Origin of the sequence: Streptomyces colwelliae (assembly GCF_048158785.1) — a bacterium.
In the GTDB taxonomy this organism is placed as follows: domain Bacteria; phylum Actinomycetota; class Actinomycetes; order Streptomycetales; family Streptomycetaceae; genus Streptomyces.
Genome location: NZ_JBLTJC010000197.1, coordinates 1 through 18,999, shown reverse-complemented (window position 1 = coordinate 18,999; position 18,999 = coordinate 1). Strand labels below are relative to the sequence as shown.

The window sequence follows — 18,999 nt, the reverse complement described above, 5'->3', positions numbered from 1 at the left end:
CCGATGTCGTCGCCGTCGGTGTAGCCCGTGTCGAGGCGGACGCCTTCCGGTACGGCCAGGCGGTGCAGGGTGCCGGTCTGTGACGCGCAGCTCCTCGATCGGACCCAGCGAAACCGCGAAACCCCGGGCAAGCTCACAGCTTCCCGATGTCACCCCGCGGCATCTTCGGCGCCCGCCGAGCCGGCGTACGCCCGCTCAGCAGAATCAACCGAGCCGCCCGATGCCGCTGCCCCGCATAGGGCTCCAGCAACGACAACATCACCGAGTCATCCGCATCCCGGTCCCCGGCCAACGCCCACCCCACGATCCCCGGCAGATGAAGATCCCCCACGGTCACCGCATCCGCCGCCCCATGACTCCGCTGCACGGTCTCCGCGGACGTCCACACCCCCACCCCCGGCACAACCTCCAACCGGGCCCGAGCATCCTCCGCGGACATCGCCCCCGCCTGCTCAAGCCGCGCAGCGACCCGTACGGCACGCAGAATCGTCGAGGCCCGCTTGTCGTCGACCCCGGCCCGATGCCACTCCCACGACGGGATCAACGCCCACGCACGCGGCGCCGGCATCACCCACATCCGCCCGCCGACAGGCCCGGGCCCAGGCGCCGGCACCCCGAACTTCCGTACCAACAACCGCCAGGCCCGATACGCCTCGTCGGTCGTCACCTTCTGCTCCAGCACCGACGGGATCAACGACTCCAGCACCAGCCCGGTCCGCGTCAACCGCAACCCGGGCCGCCGATGCTGAGCCACAGCAAGCAGCCGATGCCGAGGCACGAACGCACCGGGACCCCGCTCACACCTCCCGGTGTTCGATACCGAGCAGGCTCGCAGCGGCCCGGAAGTCCGCCGTGTGGTGGCCGAGCGCGAGGGACCAGTGGTGGCCCACGCCCGTCGCGCTCCACGCGTCGACCCACTCGCCGGGGTCGCGGCCGAAGTCGACGCGGCTGGTGGTGTTGCCGATCGCGAGGTGTGGTCCGGGGACGACGGTGCCCTCGGAGGTGACGAAGGACAGGGTGCCGTCGGCGTCCTGGCCGAGGCCGAGGAGGGTGACGGGACCGTGCTGGACGTCGAACTCCACACTGACTCCCCAGCCGCGCTTGCCGTGGTAGACGCCCAGGCCGCGCAGCAGCGGGTCGCGGGCGCTGACGGCGAGGTGGGCGGGGCCGTCGTGGCCCATCTCCACCACGCCGGCCTCGAAGTCGAGGGCCTGGATCTCCGTGAAGGAACCTCCGGCACCGATGCTCTGCGTCGCCAACTGGGCCAGGCTGGTACGGAGTTCGTACTCGCCGGCGGCCGGTACGCCCCGGGCGGTGAGCAGGGAGGCGCCCAGGATCATGCCGGCGCCGAGCCGTTCGTGCAGTTCGCCGTCGAGCCCCCGGTGGTAGTAGGCGAGGGTGTCGAGGCCGAAGTCCTCGACGAGCCGGTCCAGGGCGACGGACACCGTCGCCCCCCACGCGAAGTCCTCGTCGACCACGCTGTCGTCCACGGCGAAGATCCGCCGGGCGAGAGCCGTGCGCTCACGGGTCTCGGCCTCGCTCACCTTCTCCACCCGGTGCCGCAGGTCGTCGAACTCCAGCACCTCGACATGTGAGCCGAACGTCGCCGGGAGCAGGGTCAGATCGGTCGACACGTCGAGCATGCCGGGATACAGATGCCCCATCAGGCCGTGCCGGGCATGGCGGAGCGCGGCACGCACGTGTGCGGCCCGGATCCACTGCTCGATGCGCCGCCAGGCCGACTCCTGGCGCAGCCAGCCCGACACCGACCGGAAGGGGATACCGGCCCGGCGGAAGACGTTGCCGACCTCGGGCACCGGGCACTGCCCGCAGTAGGCGAGCCAGGCGCCCGTGTCGAAGGAGGCGTGGTCCATCCGCTCGGACGGCTGGAGGTCGATGACCAGGACGGGGGTGTGCGAGCGCTGGGCGATCGGCAGCACCATCGACGAGGTCAGGTACGTCGTCAGGAACAGGACGATCAAGTCGCAGTCCGCGCGCCGCAGTTGCTCCGCCGCGGCCGCTCCTTCCACGGCGTCGGAGATGAAGCCGACGTCGGTCACCTCCGCGTCCATCCGCTGGAAGCGTTCGGCGACGTACGCGGACGACTCCTTCAACTGCGGCAGAAGGTCCGGGAATTGGGGCCAGTAGGCGCCGAGTCCGCCCGCCACGAGTCCGATCCGGGGGCGGCGGCGGGGCGCCGGGGGAAGCAACTCGCTTAGGGCGGCGGCGCGTTCCTCGGTCACGGTCGTGGGCTGGGTCGTTGCCATGGGCGGTGTTCCTTCCGGGATCCGGTGGTGCGGCCGGGGTCCGGTGTGTTCTGCGGGGCGGTGCGGGTTCACGTCCGGGCCACGCCCAGACCCGGCGCCGGGGCGGTGGCGGTGTCGGGGGAGCGCCGGATGAGGACATGGATGACGTACACGCCCGCGACCCCCGACGCCGCCATGCAGAGCGTGATCAGCCACAGCAGGAGCGACGCGCTGTAGTCCATCAGCGCGGGCGTGACGAACGCGACGCCCGCGAAGACCCCGCGCGACAGGGCGTAGGTGAGGCCCTGGGTGGTGCCGCGCGTGTCCGGAGGCAGGGTCAGCTGCGACCACACCTTGTAACTGGCCTCCCCGGCAAAGGGGTTGGAGATCTGGTACAGCACGAAGAAGACGAGCATGCCGGCCAGGGCGCCGGCCGTGAGGGAGGCGATACAGAAGGCCACGACCTGCACGACGGTGAAGACGTAGAACAGCCGGTCGCGCCACGGGGTGTCGGCGATGCGTACGAAGACGAACGTCAGGACCAGCGCGATCGGCAGGAAGGCCAGGTTGATCCCGGTGGCCAGGCTCTGCGAGGCGCCGCTGACCGTGACCAGGAGGTAGGTGCCGAACTGGCCGAAGGTGTTGGCGCCGATGCCCCAGGTGACGTAGTAGACGAAGGTCGCGACCATCGGCAGCAGCGCGGCACGGTTCCACACGTTCTTGAGCTCGATGCCGCGCGGGGCGGCCAGCGCGGCCGCCTCCTCCCGCTGTGCCGCCTCGGACGGCTCGGCCAGCTCCAGCCGGGCGCGGAGCAGGTAGGTGACCAGCGCGGCGACGACCAGGTGGCCGGTGATGAACCGGGCCCCGGTCATGCCGGTGTCCGACAGGACGTAGCCCAGGAAGATGACGACGACGATGCCCGCCACCCACATGACCTGGGTGAACGACACGAGACGCGCCCGGCCGTCGGCGGGTGCGGCGTCCGAGACCACGGCCAGGGACGTCGGCAGGTCGGCGCCGGCGGCCAGCCCCGCGACGAGCACGCCGACGAAGAGGACGATGTCGTTCGGCGCCAGCGTGATGACGATCGCGCCCACCGCGTAGCAGAGGATGTCCAGGTTGTAGACACGGCGGCGCCCGAACATGTCGGCGAGCCGTCCTCCGACGAGGGAGCCGACGGCGATGCAGCCGGTGACGATCGCGCTGATCGCCCCGGCCATCCACACGCCCATGTCGTAGTGGTCGCGGTAGATCGCCAGGTTGACGGCGATGCTGACGATGAGCGCGGCGTCGAGGTAGGAGGCCATGCCCGAGAGGGCCGCGACCTTCCACAGGTGCTTCGGGATGGGCGGTTGTTCCGCGTGTTCCGGTGCAGATGAGAATCGGATCATGATGCGGCTCCTCGCGGCTCTGGGCCGGGGTCGCAGTGAATATAGGGTTCAAAAAACGTTCCAACAAGCCCTCTTGCGCGCATCCGTGGGAAGAAGAGCGGGCCTCCTTCCCGCCTCCCGGATCCGGTGCCAACATTGCAGGTGACAGACGACTGAGCCGACCTAAAACGTTTTTTTGATCCTTGTGAGTGCCCGAGCCTTACTCGGAAGGACCAACACCGTGATCTCGCCCGCGCTCCAGCAGCTCTTCGACACCCCGCCCCGGGACTTCGGCCCCACGCCGCTGTGGTGGTGGTCCGGCGCCAAGGTCACCCGCGAGCAACTCGACTGGCAGCTGCGCCGGTTCGCGGACGGCGGCGTCCACAACCTCGTCGTCATCAACCTGGCCCCGGCCGGCCCGGCCTTCGGCGCCCGGACCGACGACCCGCCGTGGTTCGGCGAGGAGTGGTGGGACCGCTTCACCGACACCTGCCGGATCGCCCGGGACATCGGCACCCGCCTGTGGTTCTACGACCAGATCGGCTTCTCCGGCGCCAACGTCCAGGGCGGCATCACCCGCCGCCACCCGGAAGCCACCGGCCGCGCCCTGCGCTCCCGGCGGGCCACCGTCACCGGCGGCACGATCGCACTGCGCGGAGCCGAAACCCTGGTGGCCGCCTACGACTTGGAGGGCCGCCGCCTGCCCGCGGTCCCCGGCTCGGACACCCTCCGGGTACCGGCTGCCGAGGGGACGGAGGTACGGCTCGTCGTCGCCGTCCCCACGGCCTTCGACTACCTGGACCCGCACGCCGTAGGACTGCTGCTGGACGCCGTCCACCACGAGTACGACCGCCGCGTCCCCGAGTACCTGGGCAACGTCGTCGCGGGCAGCTTCCAGGACGAGCTGCCCGGCACGAACTCCTGGAGCCACCGCTTCCCCGACGAGTTCCGCACCCGCCGCGGCTACGACCTCCTCGACCACCTCCCCGCCCTGTTCGGCCCGGCGACCGGCCGCGCGGCGAAGATCCGCGCCGACTACTACGCGGTCCGCGCCGAACTCACCGAAGAGGCCCTCTTCAAGCCCCTCGCCGCCTGGCACGAGGAACGCGGCATGCTCGTCGGGGCCGACCAGAGCCACCCTGCGCGGGCGGGCTTCCCGGCCCAGTCGACGCAGATCTACACCGACTACTTCCGCACCCACCGCTGGTACGGCGCCGCCGGCAGCGACCACCACGGCGACTCCAAGGTCCACTCCTCCATGGCCCACCTCTACGGCCACGAGTGCGTCTGGATCGAGGCGTTCCACTCCTCCGGCTGGGGCGGCACCCTGGCGGACACCTACGACTGGCTCCTGCCGTTCCTGCGCAGCGGCGCCAACCTGTACAACCCGCACGCCAGTTACTTCGGCACGGCGGGCGGCTGGTTCGAGTGGGCGCCGCCGTCCACCGACTGGCGCCAGCCCTACTGGCAGCAGTACCCGGCGTTCTCCCGTGCCGTCGCCCGGATCTGCTCGATCATGTCCTGGGGCACCTACAGCACAGATGTGGCGGTCCTGCACCCCACCGCCACCATGCAGTCCCTCATCCCGCTGGACGCCCCCGTCAAACACTTCGGCGACGGCCGCCTGGGCGACGAGTACGCCGACGTCGACGAGACCCAGCGCCACTATCTGGACCTGTGCGGCACGAACAACTGGCTTGCCCCGCACGTCGGTTCACTGGACCGCCACCGCATCGCCTTCGACATCATCGACGACGCCTCCGTGCAGCGCGCCACGACCACGGAAGGAGCCCTGCGCGTAACGGACTTGGCGTACCGCGTGGTGCTGCTGCCCTCGGCGAGCGTCCTGGAGGAGGAGACGGCACGCCGACTCACCCAACTCCTCGACGCGGGCGGGCGGGTGGTGGTCGTAGGCCGCCCGCCTGGGACGGCGGCCGGTCAGGCCGGTGACGACTCCGTCGTCGCGGCGCTGCTGAAGCACCCGTGCCTGGAGCGGGCGAGCGACGCCGAGGCCGGAGCGGCGGCGGTGGCCGACCTCGCCGGTCACGCGACCGGTGAGGTGCCACTGCTCGTCAGGAGAAGGGGAGTTGAGGCTGTCGCCCTGGTGACAGGCGCCTTCCCCGACGCCCGCACGCTGCCCGGAGACGCCAACCACGAGGCGGACCCAGCACGTTACGCCCGCCACTCGACCGTGACTGTGCACGCCACGGTCACCGAGGCCGAGATCTGGAACCCGGCGACAGGCACCCGCCACCCGGCCCAAGTCACCGTCTCCGACGGCCGTTCGACCATCGAGGTGCCACTAGCCGGCGCCCCTGCCGCCCTCGTCGTATGGCGCGAAGGCGCCTCGCAGACACACCGGCAGGCCGCACCCTCACCCACGCCGGAACGGACGATCGACCTCTCGACCGGCTGGGAGGGCCGCCTGGTCCCCACCATGGACAACACGTGGGGCGACCTGGCACTCCCTCCTGGCTCGTCCGTCGCCGAACCGCAGATCTGGACGATGAATTGGGCGGAGGTGGACGATCCCGACGCGAGCGGGGAACAGACGCGGGCGACCTACGGCAACCGGGTCCGCGTCCTCCCGCCGGTGCCGTCCGCACAGGCCCCCGATCCGCTGGACGGGCCGGACGTCGAACGTGTTCTCGCCGGAGAACTGCCCCTCTTCTCCCCGGACTCGGGGTGGCGCTGTTCGCTGTACTCGTCGAGCCGCGGCATCCCGGACCCGGACGGCCTGCTCGGCAACAAGGGCCTGGTGACAGAGGAGTTCGTACGTGTCCCCGTGCCCGGGCCCGGAACGGTCGCCCGGGTCCGCTCGATCGTGGAGACGGACCACCGTGGCCCCGCCGATCTGCACATCGGCGCCGCGGCCACCAAGCGGATGTGGTGGAACGGCGAGCGCCTGGACACCGGCACCGGGTATCTCGCCACCGCCCGGGTGGAGATCGGCCGGACCCGCAACGTCCTCGAGTACGAGCTGGGGGAGGCCCAGGACAGGCCGATGCTGATCTCCGGCGAGGCGGGCACCCCGTTGGGCAGTTACTTCTGCCTGACCCGCCCGGACACCTTCGGGCCGCGCCCGCAGTTCATGTGCCTGCCCGCGGACGTACGACCGTCCGGTGGCGTGACCTGTCGGGGGCGGCTGCACGGCCCTGGCCGGGCGGTACTCGTCGTGGGCGCGGCAGTCGGCGTGACCGTGCTGCTCGACGGGGAGGTCGTCGCGCGTCAGGAGAAGGTGGAGTACTACGAGTCCGACTGGGGTGCGGTGCCGATGTTCTTCCGGCACCAACTCGCCCTCGGCGAAGGCGAACACGTGCTGGACGTGGTGGCCGACGCCGTCCATCCGCGCGAAGCCGTGTTCGTCGACTGCGTGGCACGCGCGGAGTCCGCCGTGAACTCCCTGGTGAGCGGCGCCGGTTGGGAGGCCGAGACAGGGGAGTGGCGTGGCCGTACCGTCGAACACGAGGGCCGGTGGGGGGAGTTGCAGCACTGCTACGCGGCCGTACGACCGCACCCGTTGCCGGACACCGAGTGGCTCACCGGCGCACCGGTACTCGGCGCTACCGTACTGCCGCTGCGTTCCACGGACACCGTCCACGAGCGCGCCCAGCGTTTCCGCTTCACCGTGCCGCCGGGTACCGAATCGCTGGAACTGCCACTGGAGTTGCCCGCGACGGTGCGGGTCGGCGACGGCGCCGAGGTGTGGCTCGACGGCCGGTTCCTGACACTGGAGCAGCCGCTGCCCAAGCCCACGGAGGTCGAGGTCGTCACCGCACCCACGGCAGTGCTGCGGGGCGGCTCGGCCTGGCGCGGACCGGCGCGCGTCCGTACCGTACCGGCGCAACTGCCGTTGGGGGACTGGCGGTTGTTGGGGCTGGGTGGCTGGAGCGGTGGTGTGACGTACTCGCGGGAAGTGCAGGTGCCGGCCGGGCCGGACCCGGTGCTGGACCTGGGGCGGGTGCGCGGCAGCGTGTCCGTCGTCCTCGACGGGGAGTGTGTCGGGGAGGCGTTCTGCGCTCCGTACCGGTTCGAACTCCCGGGCGCCGCAGGGCGGTTGGTCCGGCTGGACGTGACCGTCAACAACACCTTGGCCCCCTATCTCGCCGAGGCCACCCCCACCGCCTGGGCCTTCCCGTCGCAGCTCTCGTCGGGACTGCTGGGGCCGGTGACGCTACGGATGCGGGACTGACAGGGGGCGGGTGGAGTCCCGCAGGACGAGGTCGGGCGCGAACACCCGTGTCTCGTGGGCGTGTTCGGCGCGGGCCTCCACCTCGTCGAGCAGCATGCCCACGGCCGCCCTGCCGAGTTCCTCGACGGGTTGCCGGACCGTCGTCAGGGTCGTACCCACGAAGCTCGCGATGTCGAGATCGCCGTAGCCGACCACCTGAACCTCCTCGGGTATGCGCACCCCCCGTTCGCCCAGTCCTCGGCACAGCCCGGCGGCGAGGAAGTCGTTGGTGCAGAAGACACCGTCGGGCAGTTCGTCGAGAGCGCGGGCGATCTCCAGGCCGTAGGCCACCGTCATCTCGTCGGCGACGACCTGGCGGACCCGTGCCTCGCGGCGGGTGCGTACGGCCTGGCGGGCGCCCTGGTAGCGCTCGGCGCACTGCACGATCCCGCGCTCGCCGTTCACGACGAGGATGTCGCGTGCCCCGCAGTCCAGGAGGTGCTGCACGGCGACCCGGCCGCCGGCGATGTCGTCGACGGAGACGGAACAGCCGTCCTGGGCCGACAGCGCACGGTCCGCTAGGACCAGCGGGATGCCGCGCTCGCGCAGCCGGGTGAGGCGGGTGGGATCGGCGCCGAGCGGGACGACCACCGCTCCTACGGCCCGCTGCTCGATCAGCATCGTGAAGTAGCCCTGCTCCCGCTCGGGGGCGTCACCGCTGTCGCAGAGTACGAGGGAGTAGCCGTGGTCGTAGGCCGCGTCCGCGGCACCGCGTGCGATGCGCGAGTAGAAGGAGTTGGCCACGTCGGGCAGGACCAGGCCGATCGAGGACGAGTGCCCGGTGCGCAGGCCGGCGGCTCCCGGGTGCGGTACATAGTCGAGCGCGGCGACCGCGTCACGGACCCGCTCGGCGGTGCGGGCGTTGACACGCTCGGGCCGGTTCAGGACATTCGACACCGTGGACACCGAGACGCCTGCGGCGGCCGCGACATCCTGGATACGGGCGGGGCGAACCTGGACGGCGTCCACCCCCCTCGCTGTGACAGCCGTGCGACCAGGCACGACGCGGTTCTCATGGGCGGCGTCAGTGTACCCCGATGGTGGTTGCAACGTTTTCTGCCGGGTGCCCTGGAGAAGGGTGTGCGGTGGCCGATCCGGCCTGTGATCAACAGGGTTAACATGAGGTTATGGCTGAGGGTTCCGGGGTTGATGCTCCGATGGAGGGCGACCGCCCGCTGAGGCGCGACGCCGCCCTCAACCGGGAGAAGATCCTGCGTGCCGCGCGGGAGGTCTTCGGCCAGCACGGGCTGAGGGTCACGCTCGACGACGTGGCCCGGCACGCGGGGGTCGGGGTCGGGACCGTGTACCGGCGCTTCCCCGACAAAGAGACGCTTGTGCGGGCCCTGTTCGAGCAGGATCTCGGGATACGGCAGGCATCCGCGGAGCGGGCGCTCGCTCACCCCGATCCCTGGGAAGGGTTCGCGGACTTCCTGATGGAGATGGGCGCCGATCTCGCCGAGAACCGTGGACTGCAAGAAGTGATCATGCTGGGGAGCCACAGTTCCGAGCCCATCGAGACGATGCGGGGCGGGATGCTCCCCTTCCTGGAGGCCCTGATCAAGCGGGCGCAGGAGAGCGGGGATCTGCGTGCGGAGATCACTCCCTCCGACATCCCCGTCGTGGTGCAAATGCTCAGTGCCGCCAGCCAGTTCACCCAGGGCAAGCGGCCCGAGGTCTGGCGCCGCTACTTCGAGATCATCCTGAACGGCATCCGGCAGCGTCCCGACAACCTTCCGCTGACGACACCGAGTCTGAGCAACGAGACGGTGGAACAGGTGATGGGTCTGGTCAGGCCCGCCTCCACACAGGAGTAGCAGGCCTGCTTATGCGCAGACCTGCCACCCGTGTCTCAGGAGGACGGTCCCCAGTCGGTGTCGCTGGGAGTGGCCGAACCCGGCGTCGTGAGAGGCAGGTTGACGAAGGACGCCGCCTGCGGGGAGCGTTCGACGGTGTAGACGCCGCCGGCCAGGTTCGCCAGTTCCTGCGGGGTCGGGGCGACGGGGAAGTGGAAGTCCGCCGGCGGCTGACTGTTGACGCTGATCCGGATCCGGTAACCGGCGGGAATCCTGGTGAAGTTGGACAGCAGGGAGATGTCGTAGCGGGTGGTCTGGCCGGGTGTCACCGGGCGCTGTGACGCCTCGGTGAAGGGGTGAGCGGGTTTGATCAGGGTGCCGTTGCCGCCGTACCAGCTCTCCTGGGTGTCCAGGGCGCGCTGGCTGCCCAGGAGGATCCCGTCGGCCTGCTTGGTCACCGTCCCGTCGGGCGCGACGATGCTCAGCTTGGCCGACAGTTCGGTCTCCGGTGTCGTCGACTTGGCGTAGAGGGTGACGTCCGTCGGGCCGTTGAGCAGGGCCGCCTTGGTGAGCGGGGCGGTGGTGTACGTCAGCGTGTTGGCCGCGCTCGCCGCGCTCCAGGAGAGCGTGTCGCTGCCCTCGTCCGTCGGTTTGCCGGGGGTGAGCGAGCCGTTGCCGAGGTAGTAGGTCCGGGCGTCGGAGGACAGGGACCAGGCGGCGCTGTCGACCCAGGTGTTCGCGCCGTTCTCGAACAGATGCAGGGGAGTTGAGGTGTCTGCCATCCCGGTGGGCGCGTTCTTGAGCCAGGTGTCGAACCACTCCAGGCGGATGCTTTGCAGGGTCGCCTCGTTGACGTGCTCGCCGTGGGTCCAGGGTCCGACGATCGCCTGGTACCGGCCGGTGACGGGGTCGTCCGACGAGATCGGATCGGTCAACGGCCGGTGGTAGTAGGCGTTTTGGGCGGACACGTAGGCCCCGAGGTTGCCGCCGGGGAAGAGGTCGTCCCAGCCGGCCTCGGTCAGTGCCGGAACGCTGTTGCCCACGATCTTCGGGATGAGCTTCTTCTGGACGTTCAGGGACTGCCAGTAGGCGTCGTTGTACGAGCGTGAACCGCCGGAGGCCTGCTGGGCGATGGTCACGGACTGCGGGTCGGTGGCGGGGTCGTCCTCGGGGCCGCGCGGTTCGGCCTGGGCGATGCCGGCCACGAAGGGGGTGGGGATACCGCCGTTGCCCGTGAGGTCGTTGTAGAAGTCCGAGTCGGTGCAGAACGGGGTGATGGCCTTCAGCGCGGAGTTCTTGCCCACGGCCGCGGCGGTGAACCACTGGTCGACCCCGAGGTAGGAGCAACCGTCAAGTCCCACCTTGCCGTTGGACCCCGACAGCGAGTGGGCCGCCCAGTCCACGAGGTCGGCCCCGTCCTTGCCCTGCCGGTCCCCGAACCAGTCGACCTGCCCGCCGGAGTCACCGGTGCCGCGCACCGCGGAGGCCACGTAGATGTAGCCCCGCTGCACGAAGTAGGTCCCGGTGTCCGTGGGTTCGGAGCGCTGTGCGCCGTAGGGATTCTGGGTCAGCAGCACGGGGAACGGGCCCGACGCGCGTTCGCCGGTGCTCGGGTCGGTCGGATAGACCACCTCGACGGCGATCTTCACCCCGTCGTCCATGGTGACGGTGGTGTGCACGGGCGCGCTCGCCGCGTAACTGGCCGCGGGCGGCTGCCAGTTGGTCGCGTGTGCGGGGAGCGCGGTGGCTGTCGTCTGGCCTGCGGCCACCAGTAGGAGCACCGCGGAGGTGCCGCTCAGTACGGAGACTCTGTGGGGCAGCTTGATCCGGTCTTTTGTCTTTGGCTTCTTCATGCGGCTCCTTGAGACGGGCGGGGGGCGTCGTCATGCCGACTGGGTCACGCTCACGCCGACCGGGTCATGCCGTCTGAGGGACGGCCTGCCGGTCGCGGTTCAGGGCGAAGAGCGGGAACACGTCGCGGCCGCGGATGTCGTTGGTCAGCTCGGCCAGGACGAGATAGAAGGCGACGGCGGCCAGCACGATCTCGACGTAGCCGGCGGTGTGGAGCACCGAATCGCTCGGGACACCCGCGCTCGAAGCGCCCAGATAGGCGGTCACCAGCAGCACGATCGTCAGCGTCAGCAGGGCGAACGCGCTCACGATCACCGCGTTCGTGCCCAGACTGGCGACGGCGAAGACCAGCGTGACGACCAGCCAGGCGATGAGGAACAGCCCCAGCGACTGCATCACCGCGTGTCCGCCCGCGGCCGCCGAGGCCTCCGCCGACGCTCCGCCGGCCTTCGCCGCGGCCGCCGCCGCTCCCGCGATGTGGGGTGCCGCCCAGAACTCGATGACGGTGTAGCCGAGCCAGAACGCCCCGTACGCCGTCAGGAACGCCGCCGCGAACGTCGCGCCGGACGCCAACGCGAAGAAGCCCGCGACGAGTTGGACGAGGCCGCCGTAGAAGAAGGTGCCCGCCAGCACGATCGTGCCGTCGGCCGCGTCGATGATTCCGGCGGTGTGCAGGCCCAGGATGAGCGAGCACCACGCGAATCCGGCCGCCCCCACGGCTGTCGCGTGACCGATGTGGGAGGTGGTGACTGTCTGGACCGGCGGGCTCTGGGCATCGTGGAGCGACACTTCGGGCATGGTGATCAACCCTTCTGGAATGTCGACAGCGGGGGCGCTCGGCCCGTGCCGTCTACCGAATGGTCGGTAGTTTGGGAACGGCCGGTTGGGGCTGTCAAGGGATCGAACCGAAGTGGAAAACGCCCTCGATCGCGTCGTGGAGATCGCCGCCGACGGGCTGGTCGCGGGGTGGAGGTGGCTTCACTGGCACGCCTTCGGCGCGCGGATCGCGGGCATCATGCCTGGTGGGAAGGGGTGACCGCCGTGCCGCCCGTAGTGGCCCGGCGGGCTACGGGTGATCGTCCGGCAGGGCCGCGTCGTAGGGCTTCCCGGGCCGAAGAAAGTGGAGATATATTCTCCGTAACGAGGCTGGTGGTCCTCGAAGCGAGGGTGGGCGGGCCTACGGGGAAGCTGCCCGCGGAGGCCGCCGAGAACGAGCCCGAGTCCGAACTCGAAGCGGTCGTCGAAGTTGAGGATCTCCTCGACGGGAGTGGAGAACAGTTGCGGGTACGTCTGGCGCGCGCCGGGGAACGTGAGTCTGTCGCGGGCGTTGTCGGTCAGGCCCTGTTGTTCCAGGGCTTACCCGAGGGCGTGGCGGAAGACGGTGGACGTGGCCCAGAGCGCGAAGACCCCGTTGAATCCTGCGCGTTGCATGACGCCGACGAGGCGTTCGGCGAACGTCAGGCTGTGTCGTTTCGCGGCGTAGCTGCACCGCGCGCTCGACGAGCACCGCCGGGAGGTGCGCGGATCGCGACGACATCGCGCCGGTGGTGGTGGAGGAAGTGTTCGTGGAACGCCTGGCCCACTTCGCCGGCGCCGGGCTCCTGGGCGCGGGCGACCCGTGGTTGGCCGGCGACCATTTCTTCGCCCTTACCGTCCTGCTGGCCCAGGCCGGCAACCGGTCCCGGCCGACCCCGACCCCGACCCCGACGTCGACCTGGAAAGGGTCCGTCAGGCCGTGGTCGACGGGTGTACTTGAGCCACGAGGAAAAGCCCCGGTCGCCTCATCGCCCGGAGTGCGCCTGGTCTACGGCGTCGTCGGCGCTCGGTTCGTCCGCGTCCGGCGTGGCCGTCTCTTCGGTGAGGCCCGCGATGTCTCCGGTGCGCAGCTGTTCCGCGGCCCAATGGGCCCACTCCTGCTCCAACACCCGCTGCCGGATGCCGTGTTCGAGGACCAGTCGGCCGCACACGGTGAGCATGTCCTTGTCCCACTCCTCCGTGTCCCGGAGGGTGACCAGGGCGTCGTGCTCCTTGGCCGAGGCCTCCGCGTGGTCCAGGAGTCGCTGTACCGCTTCCTCGCGCGGCAGGAGTCCCAGGAAGAAGGTCTGAAGGAGCATCGGGTTGCGCAGCGGCCGGCTCTCCCGGGTCTCGGAGAGCCAGCGCAGGGTCTCCGCGTGCCCCTCGGGGGTGAGTGAGTACTGCTTGCGTCCCCGAGGACCCTCCTCCGTGACCTTGATCAGACCTGTCGCGTCCAGCTTGGTCAGCTCGCCGTAGATCTGGCTCTGCTTGGCGGGCCAGACGTATCCGAGCGAGGTGTCGAACATTTTCAGCAGGTCGTAGCCGCTGCCGGGGCGGAAGACGAGGAGTCCCAAGAGGGCGTTGCGAAGGCTCATGCCGACAACCCTAACGCCTGTCACTCCAATATTGACAGGTCGAAAACTACCCATGCGGATCCTGTGTGCCCGCGAGGGGGGTCGCGTGGAGGTCGAGCGCGGCTCCGGGGGTTTGCGCAGGTGGGGCCTGTCCGGGTGCGTGGGGGCGGTGACGCGGCGGACTTTCGTTCAATATTCCATTCTTGACATGTTGATTGCGGAGCATCTAGCTTCCACCTGTCAAAGTTGGAATATCGAGTTGTGAGGAAGTAAAACGTGGGCATCATGGCGTATATGCGTGGGTTCTACCCATGGATCGCGGCAGGCTTCGTCTCCGCCGTCGACTGGCGCTGGGGCGCGGTGGCCGGCGTCGTCGTCGGGGTCCTGCTGCTTCTCCAGGACCGGCGCAGGGGAGTGGCGATGGACGCGCTGGTGCTGGAGATCAGCACCATCATCTACTTCGTCATCATCGGGGCGGTCGCCTTCAGCTCACCCGACTCGTCGATCCAGGACCACAGCGACGTCATCTCGTTCGTCTGGCTCGCCGGTACGGCCTGGGGCAGCATGGCCCTCCGCAGCCCGTTCACGCTCGGGATCGCCCGTCGGCAGGCGCCCGAGGAGTACTGGGACACCCCGGGTTTCCTCGCCGTCAACAACCACATCACGGCAGCCTGGGGATCCGGGTTCACGTTCATCGCCGTCGTCCTGGCCATCAGTAACGCGACCGACGCCCCCGCCTGGGTCGGCATCACCGCGCACGTCGTCGGCCTGGTCGCCCCCGCGGTCTTCACCTCGGTCTACCCCAAGCGTGTCCAGGCCCGCCTCGAAGCCGCCATGCAAGCAGCGCAAGCCTGACCAGCTAACCCAAGGACTTCCCCATGAGTACGGACAAGACCCCACCGCCTCCGCACCTGGCGGGCAACTTCGCCCCGGTCCCCGACGAGATCACCGTCACCGAACTCGAGGTGACCGGAGCCGTCCCGCCGGAGCTCACCGGCTGGTACCTGCGCAACGGCCCCAATCCGCACGAGGCCGCCTCGGCCCACTGGTTCACCGGCGACGGGATGGTGCACGGCGTCCGCCTCGACGGCGGCAAGGCCACCTCGTACCGCAACCGCTGGGTCCGCACCCCCACCCTCGCGACCGGCGCCCAGGTCTACGGCCGCGACGGCGAGATGAACCTCGCCGCGGGCGTCGCCAACACCCACGTCGTACGGCACGCGGGCCGCACCCTCGCCCTCGTCGAGACGTCCTTCCCGCAGGAGTTGAGCTGCGAGCCGGGCCGCGAACTCGACACCGTCGGCCCCTACGACTTCGGCGGCCGCCTGCGCACCCCGATGACCGCCCACCCCAAGACCTGCCCGGTCACCGGCGAGTTGCACTTCTACGGGTACGGAGGGCTCTCGGCGCCCTACCTCACCTACCACCGTGCGGACGCCAGCGGTGAGTTGACCGTCAGCCGGCCGATCGACGTGCCGGCGCACACGATGATGCACGACTTCTACCTCACCAGGAACCATGTCGTCTTCATGGACCTGCCCGCCGTGTTCAGCATCGAGCGGGCCATGGATCCGGCCGGAGGCATGCCGTACGTCTGGTCCGACACCTATGGAGCCAGGCTCGGCGTACTGCGCAGGGACGACCCGCACGGCGACATCCGCTGGTTCGACATCGACCCCTGTTATGTCTTCCACACCCTCAACTCCTATGAGGAGAACGAGGGTCGAAGCCTCGTCCTGCTGGGCATGCGGTACCCGTCCCTGCGCGACGGCGTCACCGTGGCGACGGCGGCGCACCTGTGGCGATGGACCATCGATCTCACCACCGGCACGATCAGCGAGGAGCAACTGGACGACCACCCGGGGGAGTTCCCCCGCATCGACGACCGACTCGCGGGCCTGCCCGCTGACTTCGGCCACGCGACCGCGGCACCCGTTCCGGAACTCCCGCAGTACGACCCGGACGAGTCACGTGCCGCGATCCACCGGTACGACCTCCGCAAGTCGAGCGTCGCCAGCCACTACTTCGCCCCCGGACGCTTCCCGGGCGAGGCGGCCTTCGCCCCCGCCGACGATCAGGCGGGCGGCCCCGGCTGGCTCATGACCTACGTCTACGACGCCGCGACCGACCGCAGCGACCTGGTCATCCTCGACGCGGACAACCTCACTCAGGAGCCGGTGGCCACCATCCATCTGCCCCGACGCGTACCCGCCGGCTTCCACGGCAACTGGCTGGCGGACGCCTGACACACCGCACCCTGCCGACTCCGTGAACGGTGAGCCGTCCTCCGGGCCCGAACGCTCGGGTTGTCCGGAGGACGGCTCTCGCCAGGGTGCCCTCAACAGCCGTAGCAAGGTGCCGGAAGGGATCCATCATGGGGGACGTCGCGGGGGCGGCACACACGGAGGACGCGTCGCTGACGCGTGCGGCCCAGTCGGGTGAAGTCGCCGCGCTGGGGCTGCTGTTGGAGCGTCACCGGGCGGGGATGCGTGCCGTGGCGGTGAGCATTCTGGGGCCGGGTGCGGATGCCGACGACGTGATGCAGGACGCGGCGCTGACGGCGCTGCTGCGCATCGGGGACGTGCGTGATCCGGACGCGGTGGGCGCGTGGCTGCGGATGATCGTGCGCAACGCGGGCCGGCGGGTGCTGCGGGAGGCGGTCGTGGTCCGGCCTGTGTGTGATCTGCCGCTGCTGTCGACGCACTTGGGCCCGGAGCAGTGGCTTGAGCGGAACACGCTGCGCGACTGGGTCTGGGAGGCGCTGGGGACGCTCTCCCCGGCGCTGCGCATGCCGTTGGTGCTGCGGTACTTCGCCACCGGGGTCACCTCGTACGAACGGATCGCGGAGGTCTGCGGGGTTCCGGTCGGCACCGTGCGCAGTCGGCTGAGCCAGGGCCGGGCCAAGCTGGCGGCGACCCTCGCGGCCACGGCGGACGCTCCGCACGGCGATGCCGGACAACGGGTCCGGGCCAGCCGGGTCGAGGCCCGTGCGCTGCTGGCCGCCGAGGCACACCAGGACCTTCGACCGGGCCCGCACCTCACCCCGGACCGGATCGGTGTCCTGAACTGAACCCCCCGAGGCAGCTGAACCCTCCCGAGACAGCTGAACTACCCGAAGTAGTGGCCCTCTTCGATGTCCGGGACCAGTGCGGGGTGCGTCGGCCGCCATCCGGTGCGCTGCCGCGTCAGGGCGCTCGACGCCGGGTTGTCGAGCGCGACCAGGGGAGCGAGGAAACCGGTGAAGTGCCGGCTCGCCTCCTCTGGGGTCAGGCTGACGGCGGGGACCTCCAACCGCCGGCCGATGGCCCGCGCGATGTCCCGGAACGGCACCCCCTCCTCGGCGACCGCGTGCAGTGGCGTACCGGCTGGGGCGGATTCCAGGGCCAGCCGGTACAGGGTCGCCGCGTCACGTCGGTGCACGGCCGGCCACCGGTTCGCCCCGTCGCCGACGAAGGCGGACACGCCTGTCGTACGGGCGATGCCGACGAGCGTCGAGATGAATCCGCGCGCGTCCCCCGGGCCGTGCACGGTCGGGGCCAGCCGTACCGAGGACGAACGCACTCCGCGCTCGCCCGCGGCGAGGACGGACGACTCGACCTGGAGCCGCAGTGCCGTGACGGGGTTGGCGACGGTGGGGGTCTCTTCGGTGAGCAGACGGCCCGGTGTGCGACCGATGACACCCGAAGTGACCACGAAGGGTTTGCCCGTGCCATCCAACTCCGTGCCGATCGCCTCCACCGCGTTCAGTTCGGCCTTCGCGCGGGCGGCCGGGTCGGTGGTCTCGGAGATGTGCTGGTTCGCGGCGTAGATGACGCCGTCCGCCGCTGCGGCTCCGGCGCGCAGGCTGTCGGCGTCGTCGATGTCACCGCGGTGCACGTCGACGCCGGAGCGCTTCAACGCGTCGGCGGCCGGGCCCGAGCGGGCGAGGCCGAGAACCTGGTGCCCCGCGTCGAGAAGCTCGCGCACGACGGCGGAGCCGATGTAACCGGTCGCGCCCGCGACGAATACACGCACAGTGGAGATCCTCCAGGTCGGTTCTGGTCGACCCGGCGGCCGTTGGCGACGGGCTCACCGACCACGCTAGGAAAGGCTCGGGGGAGTGTCCAAGTCCTGTGTCGCATAGGGCGATACGCGGCAGGCATGACCTCAGGTGGGTGCGCGACGGCGGCTGATCCGGAGGGAAGCGGCAGCGGCGCCAGGACCCGTACCCTCCGGTCCTGGCGCCGAACTGTCCGCCGAGCTGCCTCCCAACCAGCGGACAGAACTGGTCAGTTGATGGTGTAGCTGTCCCCGTAGACCTTCCAGTTCAGCGGTGTGTTGAGGTCGAAGTTGCCGTTGCGGAGGAAGACGCGCTGCTCGGTGTCGACGCGGGTGGTGTCACTGTGGGCCTCCTCCTGCTGCATCGCCCACACGCGGGCGTCGAGGAAGGCGTTGAGGTACGTCGTCTCGTTGCCGCCCTGGGCCGGCGGCTTGGCCGAACGCAGGGCGCGGGCACGGATGTTGCGGAAGCTGGTGGGGTCGTCGCCGTCGCCGTGCATGACGATGGCGTCGTAGTACGTGAACTGGCCCAGCACGCGCAGACCGTCGGTCTTGCCCTGGCTGACGGCGGGGTTGAAGTACACGCGGTCGCGTTCGTCGTTCTGCGCCTGCTGGAACACCGTGTCCTGGGCCGCCGTGCGCCAGTCCTTGGGGAAGTTCGGGTCGAGTCCGGAGTGCGAGTCGGTGCCGTTGACGTTGCGGAGCGCGGGCAGGTACTTCGCGAGGACGTTGCCGGGCTTGCGGGTCGCGTAGAGCTGGACGAGGTCGAGCATGTCGCCGGTGCCGGAGCAGAAACCGATGATGCCGGCGGTGTAGCCGCGGCCGTCGCCTATGTCCTCGATGTACTTGTACTGGGCCTTCCAGTCGAGGGAGGAGTTCTCCGCGCTCGACACCAGCTTCATGGCGATCTCCTTCTTCGCCGGGTCGTCGAGGCCGATCGCCGCGGCCGCCGAGGGGGCTGCCGAGGCCTGCGGGGTGCGCAGCAGAGGCGCTGCGGCGAGCGACACGCCGAGCAGCGCGAGGAGCGTCCGACGCGAGGGGCTCGTCGGCTCGGAGATCGCAGGGTCGTGGAACGGGTGGACCACGGGGACTCCAAAGGGG

General features: G+C 70.0%; 14 protein-coding genes. 5 read left to right on the top strand and 9 right to left on the bottom strand.

The genetic code is table 11. The annotated features are described in order from the left end of the window. Positions 1–133: 133 nt before the first annotated feature. Positions 134–1,240 carry a DNA-3-methyladenine glycosylase family protein gene (locus ACNFOC_RS32715; protein WP_416962657.1) on the bottom strand — a complete coding sequence of 369 codons (1,107 nt, stop codon included), beginning with the start codon at positions 1,238–1,240 and terminating at the stop codon, positions 134–136. Positions 1,241–2,335: 1,095 nt separating this feature from the next. After that, a complete protein-coding gene (locus tag ACNFOC_RS32705) occupies positions 2,336–3,637 on the bottom strand; it encodes an MFS transporter (RefSeq protein WP_416962654.1) in 1,302 nt (433 codons plus the stop codon). 220 nt (positions 3,638–3,857) lie between these two features. Between ACNFOC_RS32705 and ACNFOC_RS32700 the strand changes: the two genes are divergently transcribed. After that, positions 3,858–7,808, top strand: a complete 3,951-nt coding sequence (locus tag ACNFOC_RS32700) for a glycosyl hydrolase (RefSeq protein WP_416962653.1) — start codon at positions 3,858–3,860, stop codon at positions 7,806–7,808. Here the strand turns inward: ACNFOC_RS32700 and ACNFOC_RS32695 are convergent. Further along, a complete protein-coding gene (locus ACNFOC_RS32695) occupies positions 7,791–8,816 on the bottom strand; it encodes a LacI family DNA-binding transcriptional regulator (RefSeq protein WP_416962652.1) in 1,026 nt (341 codons plus the stop codon). The genes ACNFOC_RS32700 and ACNFOC_RS32695 overlap by 18 nt on opposite strands. 158 nt (positions 8,817–8,974) lie before the next feature. On the opposite strand from ACNFOC_RS32695, the gene ACNFOC_RS32690 reads away from it, so the two are divergent. Continuing rightward, a complete protein-coding gene (locus ACNFOC_RS32690; RefSeq protein WP_416962651.1) occupies positions 8,975–9,661 on the top strand; it encodes a TetR/AcrR family transcriptional regulator in 687 nt (228 codons plus the stop codon). A gap of 35 nt (positions 9,662–9,696) precedes the next feature. Here the strand turns inward: ACNFOC_RS32690 and ACNFOC_RS32685 are convergent, their stop codons facing one another. The 4 genes from ACNFOC_RS32685 to ACNFOC_RS32670 all read right to left on the bottom strand — a co-directional run bounded on the left by ACNFOC_RS32685 (position 9,697) and on the right by ACNFOC_RS32670 (position 13,881). Then, positions 9,697–11,493: a CocE/NonD family hydrolase gene (locus tag ACNFOC_RS32685; RefSeq protein ID WP_416962650.1), complete on the bottom strand. Its 1,797-nt coding sequence runs from the start codon at positions 11,491–11,493 to the stop codon at positions 9,697–9,699. Between the two features lie 64 nt (positions 11,494–11,557). Continuing rightward, entirely contained in the window at positions 11,558–12,289 is a 732-nt protein-coding gene (locus ACNFOC_RS32680) for an acetate uptake transporter (protein ID WP_416962649.1), read from the bottom strand. A 180-nt stretch (positions 12,290–12,469) separates the two neighbouring features. Beyond that, on the bottom strand, positions 12,470–12,829 hold the full coding sequence (locus tag ACNFOC_RS32675) for a TetR/AcrR family transcriptional regulator C-terminal domain-containing protein (protein ID WP_416962656.1): 360 nt from the start codon (positions 12,827–12,829) through the stop codon (positions 12,470–12,472). A gap of 443 nt (positions 12,830–13,272) precedes the next feature. Then, positions 13,273–13,881: a PadR family transcriptional regulator gene (locus ACNFOC_RS32670; protein WP_416962648.1), complete on the bottom strand. Its 609-nt coding sequence runs from the start codon at positions 13,879–13,881 to the stop codon at positions 13,273–13,275. Between the two features lie 273 nt (positions 13,882–14,154). Here ACNFOC_RS32670 and ACNFOC_RS32665 point away from each other — a divergent pair, with 273 nt between their 5' ends. The 3 genes from ACNFOC_RS32665 (at position 14,155) to ACNFOC_RS32655 (ending at position 16,930) form a co-directional block, all read left to right on the top strand. Beyond that, positions 14,155–14,715 (top strand): hypothetical protein, encoded by a 561-nt coding sequence (locus tag ACNFOC_RS32665; protein WP_416962647.1) that lies wholly within the window; start codon positions 14,155–14,157, stop codon positions 14,713–14,715. A 23-nt stretch (positions 14,716–14,738) separates the two neighbouring features. Continuing rightward, a complete protein-coding gene (locus tag ACNFOC_RS32660) occupies positions 14,739–16,106 on the top strand; it encodes a carotenoid oxygenase family protein (protein ID WP_416962646.1) in 1,368 nt (455 codons plus the stop codon). A gap of 128 nt (positions 16,107–16,234) precedes the next feature. Beyond that, positions 16,235–16,930: an RNA polymerase sigma factor gene (locus ACNFOC_RS32655; RefSeq protein ID WP_416962645.1), complete on the top strand. Its 696-nt coding sequence runs from the start codon at positions 16,235–16,237 to the stop codon at positions 16,928–16,930. Between the two features lie 38 nt (positions 16,931–16,968). On the opposite strand, the gene ACNFOC_RS32650 is transcribed toward ACNFOC_RS32655, so the two are convergent. Together ACNFOC_RS32650 and ACNFOC_RS32645 are read right to left on the bottom strand one after the other, a co-directional pair. Then, positions 16,969–17,874, bottom strand: coding sequence for an SDR family oxidoreductase (locus tag ACNFOC_RS32650; RefSeq protein ID WP_416962644.1), 906 nt, complete (start codon positions 17,872–17,874; stop codon positions 16,969–16,971). Between the two features lie 254 nt (positions 17,875–18,128). After that, a complete protein-coding gene (locus ACNFOC_RS32645; RefSeq protein ID WP_416962655.1) occupies positions 18,129–18,983 on the bottom strand; it encodes a chitosanase in 855 nt (284 codons plus the stop codon). Positions 18,984–18,999: the final 16 nt, after the last annotated feature.